Origin of the sequence: Thermus sediminis, from assembly GCF_003426945.1 — a bacterium.
GTDB lineage: Bacteria > Deinococcota > Deinococci > Deinococcales > Thermaceae > Thermus > Thermus sediminis.
The window spans coordinates 71,915-83,316 of the sequence record NZ_QURO01000003.1 but is presented as its reverse complement, the minus strand read 5'-3'; the positions used below and the strand labels follow the sequence as shown (position 1 = coordinate 83,316).

Sequence of the window (11,402 nt, the reverse complement as noted above, 5' to 3'; positions counted from 1 at the left end):
CCTGTCCCCAGGTGAGGAGGTAGAGGTCTCGGTTCTCGGGCGGCCTCCCTTTAAGGGTTCGCGTTTGGGAGCCCATCCCCCTTGGGCACAAGCTGGCCCTGCGGGATATCGGAGAGGGAGAGACAGTCCGGGAGTATGGGGAGGCCATAGGCCGGGCCACCCGTCCCATTCCAGCAGGCGCCCATGTGCACACGCATAACCTGCGGAGCCTTCGCTGGGATTTTGGGGGGAAGAAATGAGGCTTACGGGGTATCGTCGCCCGGACGGTCGGGTGGGGGTGCGCAACCACGTGGTGGTCCTCCCCGTGGACGACCTTTCCAACAGGGCGGCGGAGGGTGTGGCCGCCCTCATCCCAGGGGTCATTGCCCTGCCCCACCCCTACGGCCGCTTGCAGTTTTGGCGACGACCTGGAGCTCACCTTCCGCACCTTGGCCGGGCATGGGGCCAACCCCAACGTCTTCGGGGCCGTCGTTATCGGCATAGAGCCAAAGTGGACGGAGCGGGTGGCCGAGGACATCGCCCGCACGGGCAAAACCGGTGGAGGCCTTCGCCATCGAGGGCTACGGGGATCTCAAGACGGTGGGAGCGGGCCGCCCGCGCCGCCTACCGCTTCCTGAAGGAAGCCAGCGGAATGGAACGGGAGCCCATCGCCCTCAGGGACCTCGTCCTCTCCATCAAGTGCGGGGAGAGCGACCCCACCCTAGGTCTTGCGGGCAACCCCGCCTTGGGCCGGGTTGTGGACTGGCTTTGTGGACCAGGGGGCCACGGTCATCTTCGGCGAGACCAGCGAGCTCACAGGGGCCGAGCACCTGATCGCAGCCCGGTGCGCCACCCCTGAGGTCCGGGAAGCGTTCCTGAGCACCTACCGGGCCTACGTGGGGATGATCGAGTCCAAGGGCGCGGACCTCCTCGGCTCGCAACCCACTGAGGGTAATATCCGGGGCGGCCTGACCACGATCGAGGAGAAGGCGCTGGGGAACATCCAGAAAACAGGGTCCCGGCCCGTGACCCGGGTGCTCAAGCCTGCCCAGCCTGTCCCGCCCGGGGAGGGTTTGGTCTTCATGGACTCCTCCAGCGCCGCCGCGGAAATGATCACCTTGGCCGTGGCCGGGGGCAGCGTGTTGCACTTCTTTACCACTGGGCAGGGCAATGTGGTGGGACACCCGCTCGTACCCGTGATCAAGATCTCCCCGAATCCGAAGACCTGTGAGACCATGTCGGAGCATATCGATGTCCCCCTGCCCGAACTCCTTCTCGGGCAGATGGATCTGGAGGAGGCAAAGGCGCGGATTCTGGAGGTGTTTGAGCGGGTTGTGCGCGGTGGGTTGACCGCGGCGGAACTCCTAGGGCACCGGGAGTTCGTCCTGACCCGCCTGTATCCCAGCGCCTAGGGAGGGGCCTTGATCCTGGTGGGGGAAGAGCTCGATCCAAGGGGGCTGGAGCTCCTAGCCTCAAGCGGTTTTCCCTACCGCTATGAGCCGGAGCTATGGAGGGATTTCCAAAGGCTCCTCCGGGAGGTGGAGGAGGCCACCGCTATTATCGTTCGCAACCGGATTCATTTGGGTGCGGACCTCCTCCGCCGCGCCCCAAGGCTTCGCGTGGTGGGACGCCTGGGCTCGGGGTTGGACAACGTGGACCTCGAGGCCCTGAGGGCGCAGGGCATTCCCCTGGTCCACGCCCCTGGTGCCAACGCAACGGCGGTAGCCGAGTACGTGCTGGCCGCCCTCTTCCACCTGGCCCGGAACCTTGCCCGGGCGGCCCAAGGCGGGGAGCGGCTGGCTTTAGGGGGCTTTGAGCTCATGGGCAAGACCCTGGGCTTGGTGGGCCTCGGAGAGGTTGGCCTGCGCGTGGCCGTAAGGGCCCGGGCCCTGGGAATGCGGGTTTTGGCCTATGACCCCGCCAGGAGGCCCTGGGAGGCAGCGGTGGAGGCGGTGGGTGTGGAACTGAGGCCCTTTGCAGAACTCTTGGCCGAGGCCGACTTCCTCTCCCTCCACGCCCCGCTCACCCGGGAAACCCGGGGCCTTCTCAGCGGGTGGGCGCTGAGGCAGATGCGAAGGGGGGCGTTCCTGGTCAACACCGCCCGGGGTGGGTTGGTGGACCATGGGGCCCTCTTTGAGGCCCTGAGGGAGGGTCATCTAGCAGGGGCCGTCCTTGACGTCACGGACCCCGAGCCTTTGCCAGAGGACCATCCCCTGCGGGCCCTTTCCAACTGCCTCATCACCCCCCATGTGGCGGGCTTGACCCGGGAAGCCCAAGGCCGCGTGGGCGAGCGGGTGGTGCGGGGCGTTTTGGAGGTTCTCCATGCGGGTAGCTCCTGAAGCCCTTGGAAAGGCCCTTTGCCGGCACTTCACCCGCCTCGGCCTCCCCGAGGAGGGAGCCAAGGCTGTGGCGGAGGTGCTCCTTCAGGCTGAGCTGGAAGGCTTGAGGAGCCACGGGCTGGCTCGGCTGCCCATCTACACCGCCCAGCTGGAGAAGGGGGGGCTGAATCCTACCCCTGAAATGCGTTTTCTTCGGCCCCGCCCGGGCTTCCTCCTGGTGGAGGCCGACGGGGCTCCGGGGCCCTGGGCGGCCTGGCGGGCGGCCGAGGCCTTGGCACCGCTGGTGCGGGAGCAGGGCGTGGCGGCGGCGGCCGTGCGGGATGCGGGCCATGTGGGCCCCCTGGGCCCCTACGTGCGGCGTTTGGCCCTCGAGGGCCTAGTGGGCCTGGCCTTCGCCAACACCCCTCCCGCCTTGGCCCCCGGCCCCGTCCTGGGCACCAACCCCATCGCCTTGGCCGCCCCTATGGAACCGGAGCCTTTGGTAGTGGATCTGGCCTTGAGCACGGTCTCCCGGGGGAAGATTTTGGAGAAGGCCCAACGGGGCGAGGCCATCCCCCCAGACTGGGCGGTGGACAGCGAGGGACGCCCCACCACCGACCCCCAGGCGGCCCTTTCGGGCGCGTTGCTTCCCCTGGGGGGAAGCAAAGGGTTGGCCCTGGCGGTGTTGGTAGAGGTCCTCGCCGGAGCGATGGCTGGCCATAAGCTTGGGATTGATCTGCCCTTGCCCTGGCAAGAGCCGGGGGCCCGGGCCTTCCCCGGCTTCCTGCTCCTGGGCCTGGATCCGGACCCGGTGTCGCCTGGCTTGGGTACACTCCTTGCCCGCCTAAGGGCGGCCGTGGAGGATACCGGGGGCCGGATGCCTGGGGACCGCAGGGTCCGAGAGCGGGAGCGGAGGCTAAAGGAGGGAATTGAGGTACCCCAGGAACTCTGGCGTACCTTGGTTGAGGAGGTGAAAGGGGATGGTTAGGCTTTTGGCAGGTGTGTTGGCGGTTTTTCTCCTGGCCTCGGGCGCCCTTGCCCAGCAGGTGAAGCTTCGCGTCTTCATCGGGGGGCAGCAGCGTCCGGACGTGATGCGGAAGATTCTAGACGCCTACGAGCGGCAGAACCCGGGGGTCAAGGTGGAGATCGAGGTGGGGGGTGCCACCTCCGACCAGCAGCAGCAGTACCTGACCACGGTCCTCACCTCCCGGGATCCCTCGCTGGACATCATCCTCATCGACATCATCCGGCCGGCGCAGTACAAGGCGGCAGGCTGGTCCGAACCCCTGGACCGCTACCTCCCCCTGGGCGCCCGCGACGCCCTCTTGCGCCAGTACCTCCCCGCGTACGCGCGGGCCAACATCGTGGACGGCGCTTTGATCGCCCTTCCGGCTTTCGCCGATGCACAGTTCCTCTTCTACCGGAAGGACCTCCTGGACAAGTACGGCTTCAAACCCCCCACCACCTGGGACGAGGCCATCCGCCAGGCCCAGACCATCCTGCAAGGGGAGCGCAACCCCAACCTGAACGGCATCGGCTTCATGGGGAACATCTCCGAGGGAACGGTCTGCTCCTTCCTCCTCCCCATCTGGGCCGCAGGGGGCGATGTGACCGACGAGCGCGGGCGGCTGGTGCTGACCGAGGAGCTCGCGAGGAGGTCCCTCCAGTTCTGGCTGGGCCTCATGGACAACCACAGGGTCAGCCCCCCCAACATGGCGGAAAAGGCGCAGGACACCATCAGGCGGGAGATGCAGCAGGGGCGCTGGATCTTCGGCACCTTGTTCGCCTATGCTTGGGCCCACTTCCAGAACGACCCCGATTCCCAGGTGAAGGGCAGGATCGGGGTCGCGGTGATGCCGAGGTTTGAGGGTGGGCGTTCGGCCAGCTGTCTCGGCGGATGGCAGTGGACCATCTCCAACTTTTCCCGCAACAAGGCCCAGGCCTACAGGCTTTTGCGCTACCTGTCCAGCCCGGAGGTGTCCAAGGTCCTCGCCCTGGAGGCCTCCAACCTTCCCGCCTTCCCAGAGCTTTACCGGGACCCCGAGATCCTCAAGGTGAATCCCTGGTTTGCGGATGCCCTTCCCGTGGTCCTTAACGCGCGGGCCCGGCCGGTGCACCCCCGCTACCCCGAGGTGGCCGACGTCATACGGCGGGGCTTGAACGCCGTGCTCGCCCGCACCAAGGCGCCGGAGCAGGCGGCCCGCGAGATCGTCCAGGGGCTGAGGGCGATCTACGGTCAGTAGGAGCATGCGGCGGCCCCCCCGGGACTTAAGCGAGCGCGCCCTGGCCTTTTGGCTGCTCCTCCCCGCCTTTGCCCTCTTGGGCCTGGTGGCCGTCTACCCCGTCCTCAACCTGGTCTTCACGAGCCTGCGGGAACTCCACCTGGCCTACGGCCCCCAGAGCACCTTCGTCGGCTTGGCGAACTACGAGCGCCTTCTCGAGGACGGGCGCTTCGCCAACGCCCTCCGGGTCACCCTTCTCGTCACCCTGGTCACGGTCCCGGGGGCCGCCCTTCTCGGCCTGGTTCTGGCCCTACTGGCCAACCTCCCCTACACGGTGAAGTGGCCGGTGCGGCTGGGCCTGCTCTTGCCCTGGGCGATGCCCCTGGTCTTTGCCGGCTTGATCTTCCGGTGGTTCTTCGAGAGCGATTACGGGGTCGTCAACGACGTGTTGCGAAGGCTTGGCCTGACGCCCCTCTTCTGGCTCAGCGACCCCCGTCTGGCCTTTTGGGCCATCTGCGCCTCGGTCATCTGGAAGACCAGTTCGTTCGTGGCCCTGGTCTTGCTGGCTGGCCTCCAATCCATCCCCAAGGAGTACTACGAGGCCGCCCAGGTGGATGGGGCGAATCCGTGGCAGGCCTTCCACCGGATCACCTTGCCCCTTCTCGCGCCCTCCCTGTTTGTCGCCCTCATTTTCCGAACCATAACGGCGCTCCAGACGTTTGACATCCCCTACGCCATGACCGGCGGAGGGCCGGGGAACGCCACGGAGACGCTGGCGATGTACATCAGGACCCAGACAGTGGAGAACCTGAACTTTGGCTACGGATCCGCGATGGCGGTGGCCTTGTTTGTGTTGTGCATGGCCACGACCGCCCTGTACCTGCGGTTTCTGCAAAGGGGGGAGGGGGAGTGAGGGGGACCGCTCCCTTCCGTTTGGGGCTTTGGCTTGCGGGGCTTGCCCTTGTGTTCAACGGCCTGTTTCCCGCCCTATGGATCCTGTTCACCTCCCTGAAAACGGAGGCCGAGCTTTCCCGCATTCCCATCACGTACTGGCCCGAAAGGCCCACCCTGGCCAACTACGAGCGGGCCTTCCGCGAGGCCCCCCTTGGACGCTACTTCCTGAACAGCCTGGTGGTGGCCGCCGGGGCCACTGTGCTTTGCGTGACGGTCTCCGCCATGGCCGCCTATGCCCTAGCCCGCCTCCGCGTGGCCCGCGCAACCCTGGTGCTTTTGTCCCTTGTGGCCTTGGCCATGTTCCCCCCCGCCACCCTCCTGGTACCCCTCTACCAGCTCTTTACCGGCTTAGGTCTCAGGAACACCTACCCGGGTCTTATCCTGCCCCACGCCGCGCTTAGCCTGCCCGTGGCGGTCTTGGTGCTCTACAGCTTTTTTAGGACCATACCGAGGGACCTTGAGGCGGCCGCCTTGGTGGACGGGTGCACCCGGATAGGGGCCTTGCGCCACGTGATCATCCCCCTTTCCGGCCCCGGGGTTTTCACCGCCGCCCTCCTCGCCTTTGTCAACTCCTGGGACGAGTTCCTGCTGGCCCTGACCCTTAACCCGGCAAGGGAGATGCGCACCCTGCCCGTGGGCATCACCCTCTACCAGGGGGAGTACCTCTTCCCCTGGCCCCTCATCTCGGCTGCCCTGGTGGTGGCCCTGGTGCCGGTGGCCTTGGTCATCGCCCTCTTCCAGGAGAGGATCGTGGCGGGTCTGACCCAAGGAGCTCTCAAGGGGTGAGCCTGTGGAAGCCCTCAAGGTCTTCTTCGTCCCAGCCCTGCGCCCCCTCTTTCGCGGGGCCAGCCTGCGCCTGGAAGAGGGGATGGTCCAGGCGCTCGTGAACGTCTCGCAGGACCTGGGCTTTACCCTGTACCCGCTGGGGCCGGTCCGCGCCTCCGAAGAGGCCTTGGCGGTGGCCCGCAGGCTTGCGCAGGAGGAACCGGACCTCCTTATCCTGGGGGTGGTCACGTTTGCCACAGGGGACGTTCTGGGGCCCCTCCTGGATCTCCCCGTGCCGAAGATCCTATGGGCCATACCGGAGGCGTGGTTGGGGGATGCCTTACCCCAGAACGCCCTCTGCGGCCTGAACCTGGCCCTCTCCCTGCCCCAGGCGCGGCTCCCGGTCCGGTGGTTTTACGGACCCCCTAAGGAAAGGGAGCTCCGGCGGTTGCTGGAGCCTAGCCTGAGGGCCTTACGGGCCCTGAGGCTTTTGCGGAGGGCGCGGCTTCTCTGGCTGGGGGGTCCCGCGCCCGGATTCGATGCCTTTTGGGAGCGCCCGACCATGGGGGCCAGCGTGGAGGAAAGGCCCCTGGAGGAGCTTTTCGCCACCTACGAGGGGATACCCGGTGAGGCCGTGAAGGAGGCCCTCGAGGCCTGGCCCGAGGCGCGGGGCTTGGGCGAGGAGGGCAAGAGGCTCGCCCGCCTGGCCTTGGCCCTGCGGAGGCTCGGCCAGGACTATGACGGGATAGCCTTGCGGGACTGGCCGGAGATCCCGGAACGCCTGGGCGTAGTCCCTTCGGCCTCTATAGCCCATTTGGGCGATCTCGGTTTGCTGGTGGCTCTAGAAGGGGACCTGATGGGGCTGCTGAGCCAGCTGGCCCTCAAGGCCTTGGGCGGCCAGGCCCCGATCCTCGTGGACATCGTGGCGGTAGAGGAGGGGGCCCTTCTCCTGTGGCATGGGGGAGAGGCCCCCCTCTCCTGGGCGGCGGGACCCGCAAAGCTGGTTCCCCACTTCAACCGGGGGCTCCCCGCGGTCCGGGATATGGTTCTCCGCGCCGGGGCGGCTACCGGCCTGCGCTTGACCCGGAGGGGGGTGGCCCTGGTGGGGGGGCGATTAGAGGGAAAGGGGGGGTACCTGGGGGCATCGGGCTGGTTGCGGGAGATCCGGTGGGCAGGCGAGCCCGTAGAGGCGGGGGCGTTTTTGGAGCGCTGGCTGGGTAGCCGCCTTCCCCACCACCTGGCCCTCGCCCAGGGAGACCTGGTGGAGGCTGGGCTGGAGCTGGCCTTTTGGGGCGGCCTTGGGGTTTTAAAGGGGGAGGGCGGGGTATGGGGGGCGTACTGGCGTTAGGTTGGGCTTGCCAAGACCTCCGCTTCAAGGTGGCGACCTGGCCACCGGAACCGGGCCGCACGCCGGTGGTTGGGTACCAGGAAGCCCTGGGGGGTCCTGCTGCGGTGGCCGCCTGGGCGGTGGCCCGCCTTGGGGGAAAGGCCCTCCTCATAAGCCGCAGGGGGAGGGATAGGGCAGGGGAGTGGTTGGAGGCTACCCTTCAGGCGGCGGGGGTCGTTGCCGCCTTTACCCTTGGGGAAGCCACTGGGGTGAGCGCTGTCCTGGTGGCGCCAGACGGCGAGCGCTTCATCTTTCCGTATAGGGGAAGGCTCCCTGAGGAACCGGAGGACGACCTCCTCCTCTGGCCGGAGTGGGTTTCCGTCGTCCTGGCCGATACCCGTTGGCCTGGGGCCGCCGAGCGGGTGTTTGAAAGGGCCCGGGACCTGGGCCTTCCCCGCGTTCTTGATCTCGATTCGGTGGACGAGGCCAGCCTTCGCCTTGGGCGCCTGGCCTCTCATGTGGTGGCCTCGGAGGGGGCGGCCGTGGAGGCGGGGGGTCTAGACCACCTTCAGGGTCTGTTCAGTGGGGCCTTTGTGGCCGTCACCCTTGGGGAAAAGGGGGTCGTGTGGCCGGGTGGCCGGATTGGTGCCCTTGCCGTAACCCCCAAGGACACCACGGGGGCGGGCGACGTGTTCCACGGTGCCTTTGCCCTCGCCCTGGCCAAGGGGATGCGGGAGGAGGAAGCTCTAGCCTTGGCCAACGCGGTGGCTGGCGTTTACGTGGCCAAGGGAGAGATCCCGGACTGGCAGGAGGCTTTGAAATGGATGCAGCCTTAGGTGTGACCCTGGCTTTCAGGCGAATCTCTGACGGCGGGGGGCGCTTCGCTCTCCTGGCCGCAGACCAGAGGCCCCCCCTCTACAGGCTGGTGGCGGAGAGGCGCCCGGACTGGCCCGAGGCTTTGGTTTGGCAGGAGGTGGCCCGGCTCAAGACCCTGGTGGTGAAGGTGCTCTCAGACCTGGTCACGGGCGTTCTCTTGGACCCGCTGTATGGACGGGAGGCAGTCCTTAGGGTTCCCAGGGGGGCCGGCCTCCTCCTGACCCTAGAGGACCACCGTTTCCGCGAGGATGGGTCGGGTTTCCGCCTGAGCAGGGTCATTCCCTCTTGGGGCGTGGCCGCCGCGGTGCGCGCCGGGGCGGATGCCCTAAAGCTCCTCATCTGGTACCGGCCGGATGTCCCTCCCCAGGTCCGGGCCCACCAACTTGAGCTGGTGCGGCGGTTGGGCCGGGCTGCCTCAAGGTGGGGCCGACCCCTGGTCCTTGAGATCCTTCCTTACCCCAGGGAGGGCGATTCCTCCTCCGCCACAAGCCTTTGGGAAGGGATTCTTCGGGATTTCGCCGACCCTAGCCTGGGAGTGGGCCTTTACAAGCTCCCCTATGTGCCCAAGTTCGTCGGGAGGTTTAGGGAGGTTCTCCCGGCCCCTTGGGTCCTCCTCTCTGGGGGATTGGATGCCGATGCTTTTCTAGAGGCCCTCGAGGCCTCCCTGGAGGCTGGGGCCCGCGGGTTCCTGGCCGGCCGCGCCTTTTGGGGGGACGCCCTGGCCGCCTATCCGGATCTTTCGCGGGTAGAGGAGGGCTTGATGCGTGCCAGGAACCGTTTGGAGAGGGCAAGGCGTCTGCTGGTGACGAAGGTTCCTCCGGGAGGTGCTCGATGAGGGACCCCATGGAGGGTTTGGAGCGGTGGGAGCCCAGGGATGTGGAGGTCCTCAGCCTAGGTCCTTCGGGGGCCCGGCTCTTGATGGATTCCGTGCCTTGGTCTTTGGAGGCCTATGGCCCCAACGTGGTCCGCCTTCGGATGGGTTCCCCTAGGGGGAAGGACTATGGTATCCTCGTAGTTTCGGAGGCCTGCGCCTTCGATCGCTGGTCCGCCGGCCAAGGGTATGTGGAGCTTGGCCTGGCCGATCTCCGGATAGGGGTGGCCTGGCACCCCCTGCGCCTCTCCGTCCACCACCGGGGCAGGGGGGTTTTGCGTTCTTCCGAGGACGGCCACATCCGGGGTGGTCTACGCATCCCGTTCCTCTCCAGGAAACAGGGAGCCTGGGCCCTCGCGTTCGCCCTGGAGTCGGGGGAGGCCATCTACGGCCTCGGGGAGAAGTTTGGGGGCCTCAACCGCAGGGGGGGGCTCTTTACCTCCTGGAACGAGGACGCCTGGGGCGTCAACGGGGAGCGGAGCTACAAGAACGTTCCCCTCCTCTGGAGCACGCGGGGATGGGGGCTATTCCTCCACACCACGGCTCGGGCCCACCACGGCGTGGGCTTTGCCAGGTGGAGCCACCGCTCCTACATCGTGGTGGTGGAGGATGAAGGGATCGATGTTTTCCTGGTGTTGGGGTCCCCGGCGGAGATCCTAGAGGCCTACACCCTCCTTACCGGAAAGGCTCCCCTTGTGCCCAGGTGGAGCCTTGGGGTGTGGTGGAGCCGGTGTTTCTACAAGGACGAGGCCGAAGCGCTGGACGTGGCGCGAAGGCTTAGGGCCAAGGGTATCCCAGGGGACGTACTCGTCCTTGACGGCAGGGCTTGGCTCAAGGTGGAAACCCGCTGCGCTCTAGACTGGGACCGAGATCGCTATCCTAACCCGGCTGGTTTTGTGAGAAGGCTAAAGCGTCTTGGCTTTAGGTTGTGCCTGTGGGAGTATCCTTACGTCTCCATCCATCACCCCCTCTTCGCTGAGCTAGCCGCCAAGGGCTATTTCCTTTGCGATGAGCAAGGGAATCCCTACGTCTATCACTGGGATCCCGAACCCTTTGGCGAGCTCCTGACGCCCCTCCCTCCCTCGGGACTCCTAGACTTCACCCGTGCAGAGGCCTGGCGGTGGTGGCAGGAGCGGCACCAGGAGCTGTTCCAGCTTGGCGTGGACGTGATGAAAACAGATTTCGGGGAACAGATCCCGGAAGATGCCGTAGCCTCCAATGGGGATAGCGGGCGGTTTCTCCACAACGCCTACGCCCTGCTTTACAACCGCTGCGTTTGGGAGTGTTCCCCCCATAAGCTCGTCCTTGCCCGAAGCAGCTACGCAGGGGGCCACCGCTATCCGGTGGTCTGGGGTGGGGACCCCCAGGCGGACTGGGAGGGCCTAGCCAGCAGCATTCGGGGTGGCCTCTCATGGGGCCTTTCCGGGGGGCCTTACTACGCCCATGATATCGGTGGCTTTTACGGCACGCCGGACCCGGAGCTCTACGTGCGCTGGCTTCAGGCGGCCATCTTCTTCTCCCACGTGCGGTTCCACGGCACATCCCCGCGGGAGCCCTGGTTTTTCGGCAAGGAGGCAGAGAAGATCGTTTTGCAGTGGCTTCGCCTGAGGATGAGGCTAGTCCCCTACCTGGAGGCCTCCCTGTACGGGGCCCTAGCCGTGGGGCAGCCGCTAGCAAAGGCCATGCCCTTGGCCTTTCCCGAGGACAGGTGTGCCCGTGGGTTTGAAGAGCAGTTCCTGGTGGGCCAGGACCTGTTGGTGGTTCCCGTTCTTCAACCGGGAGGAGCGGTTGAGGCCTACCTTCCTGGGGGCAAGTGGTTCGACCTTTGGTCCGGAAAGGCGTATGTTGGGCCGGACCTCCTCAGGTTGAAAGTGGGATTAGAAAAAATCCCAGTTTTTGCTAGGGAAGGGGCGGTTATTCCCATAGGAAACTTTGCCCAAAGGGCGGAGGAGGTGGATGTGGAGGGGGTTCTCCTCGTGGGCGAGACGGCCGGTAGGGGAAGGGAGCCTGGAGCAAAGGTTTTGGGGGCTTTGCCGGGGGATTTCAGCCTGGCCCTCCTCCTGTGAGCCGAGGCTTTTACGGGAGGCGTT

The 11,402-nt window shown here is 66.4% G+C and carries 13 protein-coding genes and 1 pseudogene; all 14 read left to right on the top strand.

Translation table 11 applies throughout. The features are described 5' to 3' along the window. Positions 1–74 precede the first annotated feature (74 nt). Positions 75–239, top strand: a complete 165-nt coding sequence (locus ATI37_RS12620; RefSeq protein WP_408646628.1) for a UxaA family hydrolase — start codon at positions 75–77, stop codon at positions 237–239. Beyond that, positions 236–337: pseudogene (locus tag ATI37_RS12375) on the top strand (UxaA family hydrolase); the annotation flags it as partial. The gene ATI37_RS12620 and the pseudogene ATI37_RS12375, both read left to right, overlap by 4 nt. Beyond that, positions 336–617 (top strand): UxaA family hydrolase, encoded by a 282-nt coding sequence (locus tag ATI37_RS12370; protein ID WP_269801861.1) that lies wholly within the window; start codon positions 336–338, stop codon positions 615–617. The pseudogene ATI37_RS12375 and the gene ATI37_RS12370, both read left to right, overlap by 2 nt. A gap of 14 nt (positions 618–631) precedes the next feature. After that, on the top strand, positions 632–838 hold the full coding sequence (locus ATI37_RS12365) for a hypothetical protein (RefSeq protein ID WP_332871147.1): 207 nt from the start codon (positions 632–634) through the stop codon (positions 836–838). Then, positions 750–1,391, top strand: coding sequence for a UxaA family hydrolase (locus ATI37_RS12360; protein ID WP_269801860.1), 642 nt, complete (start codon positions 750–752; stop codon positions 1,389–1,391). Before ATI37_RS12365 ends, ATI37_RS12360 begins: the two co-directional genes overlap by 89 nt. An 18-nt stretch (positions 1,392–1,409) precedes the next feature. Further along, entirely contained in the window at positions 1,410–2,318 is a 909-nt protein-coding gene (locus tag ATI37_RS00705; protein WP_232822404.1) for a hydroxyacid dehydrogenase, read from the top strand. Then, positions 2,302–3,285, top strand: coding sequence for an Ldh family oxidoreductase (locus ATI37_RS00700; RefSeq protein WP_117236664.1), 984 nt, complete (start codon positions 2,302–2,304; stop codon positions 3,283–3,285). The genes ATI37_RS00705 and ATI37_RS00700 overlap by 17 nt, the downstream gene beginning before the upstream one ends. Before the next feature lie 13 nt (positions 3,286–3,298). Further along, positions 3,299–4,540: an ABC transporter substrate-binding protein gene (locus ATI37_RS00695; RefSeq protein WP_232822403.1), complete on the top strand. Its 1,242-nt coding sequence runs from the start codon at positions 3,299–3,301 to the stop codon at positions 4,538–4,540. A 4-nt stretch (positions 4,541–4,544) separates the two neighbouring features. After that, entirely contained in the window at positions 4,545–5,432 is an 888-nt protein-coding gene (locus ATI37_RS00690; RefSeq protein ID WP_117236662.1) for a carbohydrate ABC transporter permease, read from the top strand. Beyond that, the gene (locus tag ATI37_RS00685) at positions 5,429–6,259 is read left to right on the top strand and encodes a carbohydrate ABC transporter permease (protein ID WP_117236661.1); all 831 of its coding nucleotides are present in this window, start codon (positions 5,429–5,431) and stop codon (positions 6,257–6,259) included. The genes ATI37_RS00690 and ATI37_RS00685 overlap by 4 nt, the downstream gene beginning before the upstream one ends. Before the next feature lie 4 nt (positions 6,260–6,263). Further along, the gene (locus tag ATI37_RS00680) at positions 6,264–7,586 is read left to right on the top strand and encodes a fucose isomerase (RefSeq protein WP_117236660.1); all 1,323 of its coding nucleotides are present in this window, start codon (positions 6,264–6,266) and stop codon (positions 7,584–7,586) included. After that, positions 7,565–8,401 carry a PfkB family carbohydrate kinase gene (locus ATI37_RS00675; protein WP_117236659.1) on the top strand — a complete coding sequence of 279 codons (837 nt, stop codon included), beginning with the start codon at positions 7,565–7,567 and terminating at the stop codon, positions 8,399–8,401. The genes ATI37_RS00680 and ATI37_RS00675 overlap by 22 nt, the downstream gene beginning before the upstream one ends. 2 nt (positions 8,402–8,403) lie before the next feature. Further along, on the top strand, positions 8,404–9,276 hold the full coding sequence (locus tag ATI37_RS00670; RefSeq protein WP_157969069.1) for a beta/alpha barrel domain-containing protein: 873 nt from the start codon (positions 8,404–8,406) through the stop codon (positions 9,274–9,276). Beyond that, a complete protein-coding gene (locus tag ATI37_RS00665; RefSeq protein WP_117236657.1) occupies positions 9,273–11,378 on the top strand; it encodes a glycoside hydrolase family 31 protein in 2,106 nt (701 codons plus the stop codon). Before ATI37_RS00670 ends, ATI37_RS00665 begins: the two co-directional genes overlap by 4 nt. Positions 11,379–11,402 lie beyond the last annotated feature (24 nt).